Here is a 14,428-nt window from a genome sequence, read left to right on the forward strand (position 1 = left end):
CACCTCATCCCTGCCAGAACGACATCATCCAGACGACCTCCAGCTCAACAACAAAAAACCCGGCCTTAGCCGGGTTTTTCATCAATGCATTCAGACTGAAATCCCGTCTCCCCCGCTTAATCGCGGAAGTTTTTAAACTGGAATGGCTGCCCCAGGTTGCTGCCACGTACGACCGCCATCGCACCCTGCAAATCATCACGTGCTTTACCGGTCACACGCAATGCTTCACCCTGAATCTGAGTCTGCACTTTCAGCTTACTGTCTTTGATCAGCTTCACCAGCTTCTTCGCCACGTCGCTTTCAATGCCTTTCTTCAGTTTGGCATCGACCGCCCAGCTTTTACCACTGTGCTCAATCTCTTCCGGCACCTCTAAGGCGCCGCCTTCAATCCCGCGCTTCAGCAACTTCTCACGCAAAATATCGACCAGCTGCTTAACCTGGAAATCAGATTCGCTGGTGATCTTGATGGTTTCATTCTTTTCGTTGAGCTCAAACTCGGCGCTCACGTTGCGGAAATCGAAGCGGGTAGACACTTCACGGTTGGCATTCTCCACCGCATTGCGAATTTCCTGCAGATCGACCTCTGAAACGATATCGAAAGATGGCATCTCTTCTTCTCCTGACGCTAAAGTGACATGCATAATACGCGTCTTAAGGTGCTAAATAAAATCAGGCTGCACACAACGCTATAATGAAGGTGTGACAGTTAATAATAGATGGATAGCCCGCCAGCGGGAGGCAGCATGAAAATTACCGTATTAGGTTGCGGTGCATTGGGTCAGGTCTGGCTGACAGCGCTGGCCCGCCAGGGACATGAGGTACAGGGATGGTTGCGGGTGCCGCAGCCTTACTGTTCAGCCAATGTGGTCGATCCACAGGGCAATATATCCAACCGCACCTTTATCGCCAACGATCCGCTGTTCCTGGCGGAAAGCCAGCTGTTGCTGGTCACGCTTAAAGCCCCGCAGGTCTCACCTGCGGTGAAAAATCTGGAAAGCGTGTTGCCAGAAAACTGCCCGGTGCTGCTGCTGCATAACGGCATGGGGACGCTTGAGGAGTTAAAAGGGCTGACTCAGCCACTGCTGCGTGGCGTCACTACCCATGCAGCGATGCGCGATGGCACCGTCATCAAACACATTGCCAGTGGTATCACCCACATCGGCCCAGGCAATCGCAAAAGCGCCGCTTACAGCGATCTCGCCGACATCCTGCACCCTGCTCTGCCCGACGTTGCCTGGCATGACAACATCCGGGCAGCCTGCTGGCGCAAACTGGCCGTTAACTGTGTCATCAATCCGCTCAGCGTGGAGTATGAATGCCAGAACGGCGCATTGCGTGCTTATCCGGAGCAAATCGCTCAGCTGTGCGAAGAGATAAGCTGGGTCATGGAGCGGGAGGGCCAGAACGTTGCCAGCGATAGCCTGCAGGACATCATCTTCGACGTGATCGAAAGCACCGCAGCCAACACCTCTTCAATGCTGCAGGATGTACGTGCCCAGCGGCTCACCGAAATCGACTATATCAGCGGCTTTCTGCTGCGCCGCGCCCGGACACACGGCATGGTGCTGACGGAGAATACCCGTCTGTATGACATTATAAAACGCAAGGAGTCCCATTATGACCGCGAACGCATCGGTGCTGGTTTGCCTGGCACATGGCAGTGAAGAAATTGAAGCTGTCACCACCATCGACCTGATGGTACGGGCCGGCCTGAAGGTTGTCACCGCCAGCGTCGAAAGCGATGGCAGCCGGGAAATCGTCTGCTCACGCGGAGTGCGTCTGCTGGCTGACGTCACGCTGGTTGACGTCGCCGACAATGATTTCGCCGCCATCGTCCTGCCTGGTGGCCTGAAAGGCGCTGAAACCTTCCGTGACAGTCCGCTGTTAGTCGAAACGGTACGTCAGTTTCACCTCAATGAGAAGATCGTCGCCGCGATATGCGCAGCGGCAGGCACGGTACTGATCCCTCACGATCTCTTCCCGGTGGGCAACATGACCGGCTTTCCCGGCTTAAAAGAGACCATTCCGGAAAATAAGTGGATGGAGCGGCGCGTCGTATGGGATCCGCGCGTCAATCTGCTGACCAGTCAGGGGCCGGGTACGGCCATGGATTTTGCACTGAAGCTGATTGATCTGCTGGTGGGAAAAGAGATGGCGCGCGAGGTTGCCGCACAGCTGGTGCTGGCTCCCGGCATTTATGACTATCAGGAATAAATACTAAGGTTTAAAACAAGAAAACCAGTCAGACCTGAACAGGTGCTGACTGGCTCTGAGACGTGACTACGGGCGGTAAACTTTAACGTTCTTAAAACCCTGCTCATGCAGGTAGAGCGCCTGAAGACGGCTCATCACACCGCGATCGCAGTAGAGCAGCCAGGTGCGGTTCTGATCGAGATCGCCAAACTGCGTGCTGAGTTTGTAGAACGGCAGCGATTTTACTTCCGTGGCTTTCAGCGTCAGAGGCTTTTCTTCCTGCTCATCGATAGAGCGGATATCCAGCACTACGTCGTTCTCGCTCAGCAGGGCGACGGTCTCAACTTCCACCACCTCCTCTTCTGTCTGCTCAGCGATGGTACGGATATCAACGTTTGTCGCTTCTTCGATGACCCGATCAAGAATCGTGAAGTCGAAATTCTGCTCTTCCGCCTCAATCTTCTCTTTCACTGCCCTTACGGTCGGGCTTTTTGAGATCACACCGCAATATTCCGGCATGGTGCTGGCAAAATCTTCGGTGCCGATCTCACGGGCAATTCTGATGATGTGCTCTTTGTCATGGGAGATCAGCGGGCGCAGAATCAGCGTATCGGACGCGTTATCGATCAGACGCAGGTTGGTCAGCGTCTGGCTCGACACCTGGCCTACCGCTTCACCGGTGACCAGCGCCTGTACGCCGTAGCGCTCCGCAATCGTCGAGGCAGCGCGCACCATCATGCGCTTCAGCACTACGCCCATCTGGCCGTCATCCACTTTCTCGAGGATCTCACCGACGACCGGCTCAAAATTGATCGCCACGAAGCGTACGCGGTGTGAGCGACCAAAACGATTCCACAGATAGTGCGCAACCTGACGGACGCCAATCTCATGGGCGGCACCACCAAGGTTAAAGAAGCAGTAATGCACCCGGCTACCGCGACGCAGCAGCATATAGCTGGAAACGCCGGAGTCGAAACCACCGGAAATCAGTGACAGCACATCTTCCTGCGTGCCAATCGGGAAGCCACCCAGACCTTCGTAACGCGCGGTCACCAGCGTCAGACGATTCTCTTCAATTTCAAGATTCACCGTCACGTCCGGGTTTTTAAGCTGCACACGGGCGCTTTCAATATGCTGGTTCAGACCACCGCCAACATAGCGCTCTACATCCTGCGAACTGAAGCTATGCTTACCACGACGCTTAACACGCACGCAGAAGCTCTTCCCTTCCAGACTGTCGCGATACTGCGCTAACGTCTGTTCAAAAATGTGATGAATATCGGTGTACTCGCGATCTTCAACCGCTAAAACGTGATGAATACCGGGAATGCGCGCGAGCTCATCAGGAATAATCTCTCCCAGCGCTGCATTTTTTGACCGCACTTCAATGTGATCCCAGTGACGCACAACGGCGATTTCGTCGCTAACGGTTTTCAGGACGTTGCGAATATTGCTGGCAAGAATCTTGATAAAGCGCAAACGCACCGACGGACTCTTGATGGTGATTTCAGGAAATAACTTGATGATAAACTTCATGGCGACACAGCTTCGTTGGGCAAATAAGTGCTAAAACAGGCGGCACTTAGCTGGTAAAATCACAAAATTGCGGGCTGCAAGGCGCAACCGCATCCGAGGCGCGGGAGTATATCACCTTTGTCAGGTGACTGCTTCTTCATCAGCCGCCGCATTGATTATTTTGCTAATCATAGGGTCTCAGCTACCATGACCGATTGCGAGATAATGTCCCAACCGTGAGTCGACACGAAATATGCCGAAAAAAGCCGAACAGCCAGCCAGCTTTGAAACGTCATTGCAGCAGCTGGAGCAGATTGTCAGCCGTCTGGAAAGTGGTGAACTGCCGCTGGAAGAAGCCCTGAACGAATTTGAGCGCGGCGTGCAGCTGGCGCGGAATGGCCAGCAGACACTGCAGCAGGCTGAACAGCGGGTCCGGATTCTGCTGAACGATGATAAAGATGCCGACCTCACTGCTTTCACGCCGGAAAACGACTAATGGATTTCGCCCGATTACTCGACGTTTATCAGCAGCAGGTGAACGCCGCGCTGACGCGTTTTATAGAGCCACTTCCTTTTCAGAGTTCTCCTCTGGTGAATGCCATGCATTATGGGGCATTATTAGGCGGTAAACGCCTGCGTCCTTTTCTGGTCTACGCTACTGGTGAAATGCTCCACGCCGACCCGGCGAGTCTGGATGCGCCCGCCGCTGCGGTTGAATGCATTCATGCGTACTCTCTGATTCATGACGATCTCCCTGCGATGGACGATGACGCATTGCGTCGCGGGCAGCCAACCTGTCACATTAAATATGGCGAAGACACGGCGATTCTGGCGGGCGACGCCCTGCAAACGCTGGCCTTCTCTATTCTGGCAGATGAAGCGATGCCCGGAGTCAGTGCCGAATATCGTCTGATGATGCTTTCAGAACTGGCTAAGGCCAGCGGCGTAGCCGGGATGTGTGGCGGACAGGCGCTGGATTTAGCGGCGGAAGGCAAATCTGTAGATCTTGACCAGCTGGAACAGATCCATCGCCACAAAACCGGCGCGCTGATCCGCTCAGCAGTCCGGTTAGGCGCGTTATCGGCAGGCGATGCGGGCCGTGAAGCGCTGCCGCTGCTTGACCGCTACGCTGAGGCTATCGGTCTCGCGTTTCAGGTGCAGGACGACATTCTTGATGTGGTGGGTGATACGGCGGTGATCGGAAAACGCCAGGGAGCCGATCAGGATCTGGGAAAAAGCACCTATCCTTCACTATTGGGCCTTGAAAATGCCCGTGCCAAAGCGCGGGATTTGTATCAGGAAGCTCTTGATGCTTTAGAATTGCTCGCTGCGCACTCTTATAACACTACAGCACTGCAGGCGCTGGCGAGCTTCATAATTGAACGCGACAAATAACTTCCATAATGAGTCTCTGATGAGTTTTGATATTGCTAAATACCCGACACTGGCGCTGGCAAACACGGTTCAGGAGCTGCGCGCCCTGCCCAAAGAGAAGTTGCCTGCGCTGTGTGATGAACTGCGTCAGTATCTGTTAGACAGTGTGAGCCGCTCCAGCGGCCATTTTGCGTCGGGTCTGGGCGTAGTCGAACTGACGGTCGCGCTGCATTATGTCTATAACACCCCCTTTGACCATCTGGTCTGGGATGTGGGTCATCAGGCTTATCCGCATAAAATTCTGACCGGTCGCCGCGATCGCATCGGCACCATTCGTCAGAAAAATGGCGTACACCCGTTTCCATGGCGCGGTGAAAGTGAATATGACGTCTTAAGCGTCGGTCACTCATCGACCTCGATCAGTGCCGGTCTCGGCATGGCTGCAGCAGCAGAACGTGAAGGCCAGGGCCGTCGCACCGCCTGCATTATTGGCGATGGCGCGATCACTGCGGGTATGGCGTTTGAAGCGATGAACCATGCCGGTGATATCAAGCCAGACATGCTGGTCATCCTCAACGACAACGAGATGTCGATCTCCGAAAACGTCGGGGCGCTGAATAACCGCCTGGCGCAGATCCTGTCAGGTAAAACCTATGCGCGACTGCGCGAAGGCAGCAAGCGTGTGCTGACCAGTCTGCCGCCGATTAAAGAGCTGGTAAGACGTACCGAAGAGCATCTGAAAGGCATGGTCGTGCCGGGTACGCTGTTTGAAGAACTGGGCTTTAACTACATCGGCCCGGTCGATGGTCACGATGTGCTGACGCTGGTGAATACGCTGAGCAACATGCGCAGCCTGAAAGGGCCGCAATTCCTGCATATCATGACGAAGAAAGGCAAAGGCTACGCCCCGGCCGAGGAAGATCCGATTGCCTGGCACGCCGTGCCCAAATTTGACCCGGCGATCGGCGAACTGCCGAAAAGCGCAGAAGGTCTGCCAAGCTACTCTAAAATCTTTGGTAACTGGCTGTGCGAGATGGCTGCCGACGATCCGAAGCTAATGGCAATTACTCCTGCGATGCGTGAAGGCTCCGGCATGGTCGCCTTCTCACGTGAATTCCCGAATCAATATTTTGATGTGGCGATCGCCGAGCAGCACGCCGTGACCTTCGCAGCCGGTATGGCGATTGGCGGATATAAACCAATTGTTGCCATCTACTCGACGTTCCTGCAGCGCGCCTACGATCAGCTGATCCACGACGTCGCCATCCAGAAATTACCGGTCCTGTTTGCTATCGATCGCGGTGGTATTGTGGGTGCGGATGGTCAGACTCACCAGGGCGCATTCGATCTTGCTTATCTGCGCTGCGTGCCGGATATGCTGATCATGACCCCCAGCGATGAGAATGAGTGTCGGCAGATGCTCTACACCGGCTATCACCATCAGGATGGCCCAAGTGCGGTGCGCTATCCGCGCGGCACCGGTGTCGGCACACCTCTGGCACCCCTGCAGAGCCTGCCGCTGGGTAAAGCGGTTGTGAAACGCCGCGGTGAAAAGCTGGCAATTCTGAACTTTGGTACCCTGCTGCCAGAAGCCGCCGCCACGGCGGAAGCGCTGAATGCGACCCTGGTCGATATGCGCTTTGTGAAGCCGCTGGATGAGGCGCTGATTGCTGAGCTGGCCGCCACGCACGACTCCCTGATTACGCTGGAAGAAGGCGCAATCAAAGGCGGTGCAGGCAGTGGCGTGAATGAATTTATCATGGCGAAGCGCCTGGGCGTTCCGGTACTGAATATTGGCCTGCCCGATGAGTTCATCCCGCAGGGCACGCAGGATGAAGTGCGTCATGACTACCTGCTGGACGCCGAAGGCATTCAGCAACAAATCGCCCGCTGGCTGGCGCAGTAACCTCCCTTCTCTTCTCTGCGCTCCCCTCGGGGAGCGCAACATCCTGCTATGCTGTAACCTTTGCACTTTCGCAGGAGCCTCCACCATGAAAACGATTCAACTGGGTACCACCGATCTGCAGGTGTCGCGCCTCTGTCTGGGTTGTATGACCTATGGCGAGCCAGCGCGCGGTAATCACGCCTGGACGTTGCCGGAAGAGAGCAGCCGTCCGCTGATCCAGCAGGCACTGAACGCGGGCATTAACTTCTTTGATACCGCGAACAGCTACTCAGATGGCAGCAGTGAAGAGATCCTGGGCCGGGCGCTGAAAGATTTCGCCCGTCGCGAAGAGATTGTGGTCGCCACTAAAGTCTATTTCCCGCTGACCAATCTGTCACAGGGGTTGTCACGCAAGAATATCCTGCAGTCGATCGATGACAGCCTGCAGCGTCTCGGCATGGAGTATGTCGACCTGCTGCAGATTCACCGCTGGGACTATGACACGCCGCTGGAAGAGACGCTGGAAGCGCTGCATGAGGTGGTTCAGTCTGGTAAAGCCCGCTACATCGGTGCCTCTTCGATGCACGCCAGCCAGTTTGCTCAGGCGTTGCAGATGCAGTCGGAGCAGGGCTGGCACCGTTTTGTCAGCATGCAGGATCAGTACAATCTGATTCAGCGCGAAGAGGAGCGTGAAATGCACCCGCTCTGCCTGAAAGAGCAGATTGCCGTGCTGCCCTGGAGTCCGCTGGCGCGCGGTAAGCTGACCCGCCCCTGGGGTGAGAACACTGCGCGTTCCGCGTCTGACCAGGTGATGGCGAAGCTCTATGACAAGACCGAAGAGAATGATGCCGTGATTGCAGAGCGGCTGGCGCAGGTGGCGGAGAGTAAAGGTGTGACGCGGGCACAGGTGGCGCTGGCCTGGCTGCTGAGCAAACCTGCTGTTACGGCACCGATTATTGGCGCGTCGCGTGCTGAGCAGTTTGCGGATCTGGTGAAGGCAGTGGATGTCACACTGAGTGACGAAGAGATTACCCTGCTGGAAGAGGTCTATCAGCCGCATCAGGCGGTAGGATTCGAATAAAACCAGACGTGACGCCCTGCCCGGGCGTCACCTTATTCAGGCATCAGCGTCGGCGGTTAACCTGCCAGCCAGACCCCAAAGCCATACAGCATGGCAGCGGAAATCACGCCAGCAATAATATCATCAACCATTATGCCCATGCCGCCATGCACATTGCGGTCGAACCAGCGAATCGGCCACGGCTTCCACATATCCAGAATACGGAACAGCACAAAGCCACCCAATACCCATTGCCAGCTGTTCATCGGAATCGCCATCAGCGTAATCCACATGCCGATAAACTCATCCCAGACAATACTGCCGTGATCGTGTACGCCCATGTCTTTGGCGGTGCGATGACAGAGATAAACGCCGACGCAGATGCCAGCCAGCACGACCAGAGAATAGAGATCCTGTGGCAGAAAGGTCATCAGCCACCAGAATGGGATGGCCGCCAGCGATCCCATGGTACCCGGCACGATCGGGCTTAATCCGCTGCCGAATCCCGTCGCCAGCAAATGCCAGGGATTGCTCATCCGCAGGCGACTTTTCGCCACGTCGTTATTTAGTATCAAAGTGATCAAACCCTTTATGACGGAATGTGGCGGGCTTGCCATTATCCAGCAGCGTCAAGCCTTCCGACTCCGGTGCCATTTGTCCGATGCAGGTATAAGGCACGCCCAGATGCCCCAGCGCCACATCCAGCGCGCCGCGATTAACCTCTGGTACGGTGAAACAGAGTTCATAATCTTCTCCGCCACTCAGCGCCCAGCGTAATACCTGCTCAGGTTCAAAATGGTCACGCAGCGCCGCCGACAGCGGCAACGCATCCAGGTTAAGCCGTGCGCCACAGCCGCTGGCTTTCAGCACATGGCCGAGATCGGAAATCAGGCCGTCAGAAATATCCACCGCAGAGGAGGCCAGCGAACGCAGTGCCTGGCCCTGCAGTATGCGCGGCATCGGACGCAGATGACGTTTAATCAGCGCTTCATGTACTGCGGGATCGCTGATGCGACAGTGATGCTGGAGCAGCGCCAGGCCCGCCGCGCTGTCACCCAGCGTGCCGGTCACGAAGATCCAGTCACCCGGCTTCGCACCGGAACGTTTCAGGGCGCGACCCTGCGGTACCAGACCGTGAATCGCCAGCGTCAGACTCAGCGGACCACGAGTGGTGTCGCCGCCCACCAGCTGCATATCGTAATATTCCAGCAGTTCAAACAGGCTTTCACTGAAGGCGGACAGCCAGCTCTCATCGACCTGCGGCAGCGTTAAGGCCAGCGTCAGCCACGCGGGATCGGCGCCCATTGCAGCAAGGTCGCTGAGATTCACAGCCAGGGCTTTGTAACCCAGATCGGCAGGATGGATATCCCGTAAGAAGTGCACACCCGCGACCAGGGTATCGGTGCTGATCGCCAGCGTCTGTTTTTCCGGCACGCTCAGTAACGCACAATCGTCACCGATGCCGAGTTCGACATCACGGCGGCTGCGTGTTCTGCGGTTGAAGTAGCGTGCGATGAGTTCAAATTCACCACAAGACATAATTGCGTTCCGCTTAACCCTTCATGAAAAAAGGCCGGCAAGCCGGCCTTTTTGTTTATTTGCGATTGGGTCGAATTTGTGGACCGGCTTTATCCAGCACGCCGTTAACAAATTTATGACTGTCTTCGGCACCGAAGACTTTCGCCAGCTCAATCCCTTCGTTGATGGCCACTTTATAAGGCACATCGTTACGTTTGCTCAGCTCATACAGCGAGATGCGCAGGATAGCTTTTTCTACCTGGCCCAGCTCTTCGAGCTGACGGGACAAATAGGGCTTCATCAGTCCATCCAGATACGCACTGTTGGTCGCCACACCGGACAGCAGTTCGCGGAAGTAGGTAATATCGACGTCTTTGACGTCCTGTTCCGCCAGAAACTGGTATTCCACATCGGCAATGTCGTTATTCGACAACTGCCAGGAGTAAAGCGCCTGAACAGCGCACTCACGGGCGCGACGACGAGCAGCAGGTTTCACAAAATTCCCCTTACAAAAATCAGGCTTTAATGGCTGTCAATACGTTGATCATTTCGAGCGCAGTCAGAGCCGCTTCAGCACCTTTGTTACCCGCTTTGGTGCCGGCACGCTCAATGGCCTGCTCGATGCTTTCAGTGGTCAGCACGCCGAACGCGACAGGAATGTCGCTGTTCATGGCAACGCTGGCGATACCGGAGCTGGCTTCACCCGCCACATATTCGAAGTGGGCAGTGCCACCACGAATAACGGTGCCGAGTGCGATAATCGCATCATATTTGCCGGAGTTAGCCAGCGCACGGGCTGCCAGAGGCAGTTCGTAGGCACCAGGCACCCAGACTACGGTGATATTGTCATCTTTGACCTGGCCGATACGTTTCAGGGCATCAACTGCGCCATCCAGCAGGCTGTCATTAATGAAGTTGTTAAAACGCGCAATAACGATGGCAACATTGGCCTCAGGCGTTGCAACAGCAGCTTCGATAACTTTCATACTTATCCTTTCAGGGGTTTGATTAGCCCCGCGCAGGGGGGCGGATTCTATCATACTCTTGGGCGGCGTGCTCTCGCTTTTCCGACCGTGTTATTGTGGTGTCAGGGTCAGGCGCAAATCATCACCGACCTGCCGGACATCGCTGAATTGAAAGGCAGGCGCGTCAGCCAGCTGGCTGAGTCCTGGCAGCTGACACAGGCCGCGTCCTTCGTGACCTAACAGCTTAGGAGCCAGATAAACAATCAGTTCATCGACCAGTCCGGCCTGCAACAGGGCACCAGCCAGCGAGGCTCCTGCTTCAACCCAGACACTGTTAATCTGTCGCCTTCCCAGCAGCATCATCATCGCCACCAGATCCAGTTGCTGTTCGCGCAGTGGAACAGCGATTTGCGTCACCTCAGCGGGCCAGATCTGCTGATCCGGCTGATGGCGCATCAGCCAGGTTTCACCTGGCTGCGAAATAAGTCGATGCTGCGGCGTCACCCGATTCTGGCTGTCGATAATCACCCGTACCGGCTGACGCAGCTGCTGCTCATCAAGCAGAGACCGGGTCTCTGCATTAAGTTCAGACCAGCGCACCGTCAGGGAGGGATCGTCCGCCAGCACTGTGGCGCTGCTGCTGAGGATGGCGGCGCTTTGCGCACGCAGACACTGCACATCACGGCGGGCAGCCGGTGAAGTGATCCACTGGCTTTCGCCGCTGGCCATCGCCGTTCGACCATCCAGTGACGCGCCCAGCTTGAGCTGAATCCAGGGGAAGCCGGTACGCATACGCTTCAGGAAGCCGCGATTCAGCGCTTCCGCTTCCGGCATCATCAGGCCGTGGCTGACGTCAATGCCCGCCTGATGCAGACGGTGCAATCCCCGACCCGCAACCTGCGGATTAGGGTCCTGCATGGCGGCAACGACACGGGTGACGCCCGCGGCGATTAGCGCATCACAGCAGGGTGGTGTGCGGCCATGGTGGCTGCACGGCTCCAGTGTGACATAGGCAGTTGCGCCACGCGCTTTCTCGCCAGCCATGCGCAGCGCGTGGACTTCAGCATGCGGTTCACCGGCACGCTGATGCCAGCCCTCGCCTACCACGTCGCCATCACGCACAATCACGCAGCCGACATTGGGGTTCGGCATCGTCGTAAAACGGCCACGTCGCGCCAGTTCCAGCGCGCGCGCCATATAGCGCTCATCCATACGTTAATCCTGTAACCGGGCGATCTCTTCGCCAAAATCACGAATATCTTCAAAACTGCGGTAAACCGAGGCGAAGCGAATATAGGCGACTTTATCGAGCTTCTTCAGCTCATCCATCACCAGATTGCCTATCAGTTTACTGGGAATCTCGCGTTCGCCGGTGGCGCGCAGCTGAGTTTTAATATGGTTTACGGCGCTTTCAACCGCATCGGCGCTGACAGGACGCTTCTCCAGCGCTTTCATCATCCCGCTGGCCATTTTGTCTTCATTGAAGGGTTCGCGTACGTCATTGCTTTTCACCACGCGCGGCATCACCAGTTCCGCCACCTCAAAGGTGGTGAAGCGTTCATGACACATCAGGCACTGGCGGCGACGGCGCACCGAAGAGCCTTCACTAACCAGACGAGAATCAATCACTTTGGTGTCCACAGCGGAGCAGAATGGGCAATGCATGACGTTTCCTGACGCGAGAGTGATGGGCCTGACAGTGTACCGCGAACCGTGAATCAACAAAATCTCTTCCGTGTCTTTAGCCGCGTTCTCATCACAGGATAAACGATGTTAAATTTCGTCTGCGGCAAAAGGGACTACGCTTTAAAGGCTGCAATTGAAATTTTCCACCAACACACTGGAGGTTATATGGGTCTGTTTAACTTTGTGAAAGAAGCTGGCGAAAAACTCTGGGATGCCGTGAATGGCGGTGATGACCAGAATAAAAAGCTGCAGGAGCACATCAATAAGCTTGGCTTGCCTGATAGCGACAAGGTCGACGTGAAGGTGAATGGCGATACCGTGACCGTGACCGGCGATGGCCTTTCCCAGGAGCTGAAAGAGAAGATTCTGATCGCGGCAGGTAACGTGGCAGGTATCACGAAAGTGGAAGATAAGGTGACCGTGACAGACAGCGCGGCCGAGTCAACGCTTTATACCGTGAAAAAAGGCGACACGCTGAGCGCGATTTCTAAACAGGTTTATGGAAACGCCAACGAATACAACAAGATTTTCGACGCGAATAAGCCAATGCTCTCGCATCCTGATAAGATCTATCCTGGCCAGGTTTTACGTATTCCAAAATAACGGACAAGGATAACTTATGAGCAGGACGGTTTGGATTCCGGTGGCGCTCTCTCTGGTGACGCTGAGCGGCTGCAGCAGCACGGCCAGCAACCCGCAGGTCAGAGAGTTGCATCAGGAAGTGAGTCAGCTTAATCAGCAGATGCAGCACCTGACTTCGCAGGCCAGCGCGCTGGAGATCCAGGGGCAACTGAACAGACAGTTGCAGCAAGGTGCCTGGCTGGTGCCGCAGGCTAATACGCCGGTGGAACTGCAAACTCAACTCGGCACGCTGCGCCTGACGCTGTCGCCGGTCACTGTGGAAGCCAGCGGCTCGCGGGCAACTCTGACTGTGCGTTCAATGGACGATCGGCCTTTGCCCGCCCTGCACGCAACGGTGATCTGGGGTGAACTCGACCCGGCAACCGGTAAACCGTTAAGCAGCGACAGTTTGAGTCAGACCCTCGCTGTGCCTGCCTCGTTACTGCCCCAGCATTCGGCGAGCGTCCCGTTGCGCCTCAGCGGCCTGACACCGGAGCAACTGGGTTATGTACGCGTGCATAACGTGTCCGGGGACGCGCCGGCCCAGACCTCCCCTGCTGCACCCGCTAATCCTTAGCCGTGGTGAAAAAAAAACGGGCAGCCAAAAGGCTGCCCGTTTTTATCTCTGATGCGCGATTAAGGCAGGATAGAAGGCTGATCGGCGCCCTCTTTCTCAACTTTTTGCACCATCATATGTTCACGCTTCATGCCCAGTTTCAGCGCCAGCGCCGAAGAGACATAAATCGATGAAATCGTACCAATCGTCACACCAATCAGCATGGTCAGAGAGAAGCCTTTCAGCAACGCACCACCAAACACGAACAGGATGAGGATCATCGCCAGCGTCGTCAGCGAGGTAATCAGCGTACGGCTTAACGTCTGGGTCAGTGACACGTTCGTAATATCGTAAGAACTGCCGCGACGAATCTTGCGGAAGTTTTCACGAATACGGTCAGAGACCACAATTTTATCGTTAAGCGAGTAGCCAATCACCGACATCAGCGAGGCAACAATCGTCAGGTCGATTTCAATGCGGAACAGCGCCAGCAGTCCGCAGGTGATGATCACGTCATGTGCCAGCGCCAGCACGGTACCCAGCGCCAGACGCCACTCAAAGCGGAAGCCGATATAGATCAGAATCGCAATCAGTGCAGACAACAGCGCCATCGCACCCGCCTGCGCCAGGTCGCTACCCACACTCGGGCCAACGAACTCAATGCGCTTAACGGTCGCGTTTTGCTGCGTGGTCTGGTTGATCACCGACACCACTTTATTGCCTAACTCAGTACCCGCTGGGCCGGTAACCGGTGCCATACGCACCATGACGTCACGGCTGCTGCCAAAGTTCTGCACCAGCGGCTCGTCGAAGCCCGCTTTCACCAGATCGGCACGCAGTATCTCGAGATCGGCCGGTTTTTCCAGCGCGATCTCAATCACCGTACCGCCGGTGAAATCGAGGCCCCAGTTAAAACCACGTACACCCACGATCGCAACCGCAGCGAGAATCAGCAGTCCTGAAATGATGAAGGCCAGCTTATCCCAGCGCATAAAGTCGACGACCTTACGCCCGTGGTTTAACTGCTCAATGTTATATTCCTGTGCCACAACGCA

At 55.8% G+C, this 14,428-nt stretch carries 17 protein-coding genes; 8 read left to right on the forward strand and 9 right to left on the reverse strand.

Annotated elements, in window-relative coordinates:
* Nucleotides 1-116: 116 nt before the first annotated feature.
* Nucleotides 117-608 carry a YajQ family cyclic di-GMP-binding protein gene (locus ACR8BF_RS14625; protein ID WP_337008071.1) on the reverse strand — a complete coding sequence of 164 codons (492 nt, stop codon included), beginning with the start codon at nucleotides 606-608 and terminating at the stop codon, nucleotides 117-119.
* A gap of 135 nt (nucleotides 609-743) precedes the next feature.
* Between ACR8BF_RS14625 and panE the strand changes: the two genes are divergently transcribed.
* Both panE and yajL read left to right on the forward strand, forming a co-directional pair.
* The gene (gene panE / locus ACR8BF_RS14630; RefSeq protein ID WP_434745183.1) at nucleotides 744-1,664 is read left to right on the forward strand and encodes a 2-dehydropantoate 2-reductase; all 921 of its coding nucleotides are present in this window, start codon (nucleotides 744-746) and stop codon (nucleotides 1,662-1,664) included.
* Nucleotides 1,618-2,214, forward strand: a complete 597-nt coding sequence (gene yajL / locus ACR8BF_RS14635) for a protein deglycase YajL (protein ID WP_179896792.1) — start codon at nucleotides 1,618-1,620, stop codon at nucleotides 2,212-2,214. The genes panE and yajL overlap by 47 nt, the downstream gene beginning before the upstream one ends.
* A 66-nt stretch (nucleotides 2,215-2,280) precedes the next feature.
* Here the strand turns inward: yajL and thiI are convergent, their stop codons facing one another.
* Nucleotides 2,281-3,729: a tRNA uracil 4-sulfurtransferase ThiI gene (gene thiI, locus ACR8BF_RS14640; RefSeq protein WP_434745184.1), complete on the reverse strand. Its 1,449-nt coding sequence runs from the start codon at nucleotides 3,727-3,729 to the stop codon at nucleotides 2,281-2,283.
* 232 nt (nucleotides 3,730-3,961) lie between these two features.
* Here thiI and xseB point away from each other — a divergent pair, with 232 nt between their 5' ends.
* The 4 genes from xseB to ACR8BF_RS14660 all read left to right on the forward strand — a co-directional run bounded on the left by xseB (nucleotide 3,962) and on the right by ACR8BF_RS14660 (nucleotide 8,048).
* Complete coding sequence (xseB, locus tag ACR8BF_RS14645) at nucleotides 3,962-4,204, forward strand: exodeoxyribonuclease VII small subunit (RefSeq protein ID WP_013356982.1); 243 nt, start codon at nucleotides 3,962-3,964, stop codon at nucleotides 4,202-4,204.
* Nucleotides 4,204-5,103 carry a (2E,6E)-farnesyl diphosphate synthase gene (gene ispA / locus ACR8BF_RS14650; RefSeq protein WP_292989565.1) on the forward strand — a complete coding sequence of 300 codons (900 nt, stop codon included), beginning with the start codon at nucleotides 4,204-4,206 and terminating at the stop codon, nucleotides 5,101-5,103. Before xseB ends, ispA begins: the two co-directional genes overlap by 1 nt.
* Before the next feature lie 19 nt (nucleotides 5,104-5,122).
* Nucleotides 5,123-6,988 (forward strand): 1-deoxy-D-xylulose-5-phosphate synthase, encoded by a 1,866-nt coding sequence (gene dxs / locus ACR8BF_RS14655; RefSeq protein ID WP_292989562.1) that lies wholly within the window; start codon nucleotides 5,123-5,125, stop codon nucleotides 6,986-6,988.
* A gap of 85 nt (nucleotides 6,989-7,073) precedes the next feature.
* Nucleotides 7,074-8,048, forward strand: a complete 975-nt coding sequence (locus ACR8BF_RS14660; protein ID WP_313699877.1) for an aldo/keto reductase — start codon at nucleotides 7,074-7,076, stop codon at nucleotides 8,046-8,048.
* Between the two features lie 56 nt (nucleotides 8,049-8,104).
* On the opposite strand, the gene pgpA is transcribed toward ACR8BF_RS14660, so the two are convergent.
* The 6 genes from pgpA to nrdR all read right to left on the reverse strand — a co-directional run bounded on the left by pgpA (nucleotide 8,105) and on the right by nrdR (nucleotide 12,175).
* Nucleotides 8,105-8,644, reverse strand: a complete 540-nt coding sequence (pgpA, locus tag ACR8BF_RS14665; RefSeq protein ID WP_292989555.1) for a phosphatidylglycerophosphatase A — start codon at nucleotides 8,642-8,644, stop codon at nucleotides 8,105-8,107.
* On the reverse strand, nucleotides 8,589-9,566 hold the full coding sequence (gene thiL / locus ACR8BF_RS14670) for a thiamine-phosphate kinase (protein WP_179896803.1): 978 nt from the start codon (nucleotides 9,564-9,566) through the stop codon (nucleotides 8,589-8,591). The genes pgpA and thiL overlap by 56 nt, the downstream gene beginning before the upstream one ends.
* A gap of 55 nt (nucleotides 9,567-9,621) precedes the next feature.
* Nucleotides 9,622-10,041 (reverse strand): transcription antitermination factor NusB, encoded by a 420-nt coding sequence (nusB, locus tag ACR8BF_RS14675; protein ID WP_010255372.1) that lies wholly within the window; start codon nucleotides 10,039-10,041, stop codon nucleotides 9,622-9,624.
* Between the two features lie 19 nt (nucleotides 10,042-10,060).
* A complete protein-coding gene (gene ribH, locus ACR8BF_RS14680; protein WP_179896805.1) occupies nucleotides 10,061-10,531 on the reverse strand; it encodes a 6,7-dimethyl-8-ribityllumazine synthase in 471 nt (156 codons plus the stop codon).
* Between the two features lie 90 nt (nucleotides 10,532-10,621).
* A complete protein-coding gene (ribD, locus tag ACR8BF_RS14685) occupies nucleotides 10,622-11,722 on the reverse strand; it encodes a bifunctional diaminohydroxyphosphoribosylaminopyrimidine deaminase/5-amino-6-(5-phosphoribosylamino)uracil reductase RibD (protein ID WP_314985155.1) in 1,101 nt (366 codons plus the stop codon).
* A 3-nt stretch (nucleotides 11,723-11,725) separates the two neighbouring features.
* On the reverse strand, nucleotides 11,726-12,175 hold the full coding sequence (nrdR, locus tag ACR8BF_RS14690) for a transcriptional regulator NrdR (protein WP_009091750.1): 450 nt from the start codon (nucleotides 12,173-12,175) through the stop codon (nucleotides 11,726-11,728).
* Between the two features lie 186 nt (nucleotides 12,176-12,361).
* On the opposite strand from nrdR, the gene lysM reads away from it, so the two are divergent.
* Nucleotides 12,362-12,799, forward strand: a complete 438-nt coding sequence (gene lysM, locus ACR8BF_RS14695) for a peptidoglycan-binding protein LysM (RefSeq protein WP_292989532.1) — start codon at nucleotides 12,362-12,364, stop codon at nucleotides 12,797-12,799.
* Between the two features lie 16 nt (nucleotides 12,800-12,815).
* A complete protein-coding gene (locus tag ACR8BF_RS14700; RefSeq protein ID WP_434745185.1) occupies nucleotides 12,816-13,394 on the forward strand; it encodes a DUF3251 domain-containing protein in 579 nt (192 codons plus the stop codon).
* A gap of 59 nt (nucleotides 13,395-13,453) precedes the next feature.
* Here ACR8BF_RS14700 and secF read toward each other — a convergent pair whose 3' ends face one another.
* The gene (gene secF / locus ACR8BF_RS14705) at nucleotides 13,454-14,422 is read right to left on the reverse strand and encodes a protein translocase subunit SecF (protein ID WP_179896813.1); all 969 of its coding nucleotides are present in this window, start codon (nucleotides 14,420-14,422) and stop codon (nucleotides 13,454-13,456) included.
* Nucleotides 14,423-14,428 lie beyond the last annotated feature (6 nt).

Source organism: Candidatus Pantoea rara (assembly GCF_051136265.1).
GTDB classification, from domain to species: Bacteria; Pseudomonadota; Gammaproteobacteria; order Enterobacterales; family Enterobacteriaceae; genus Pantoea; species Pantoea rara.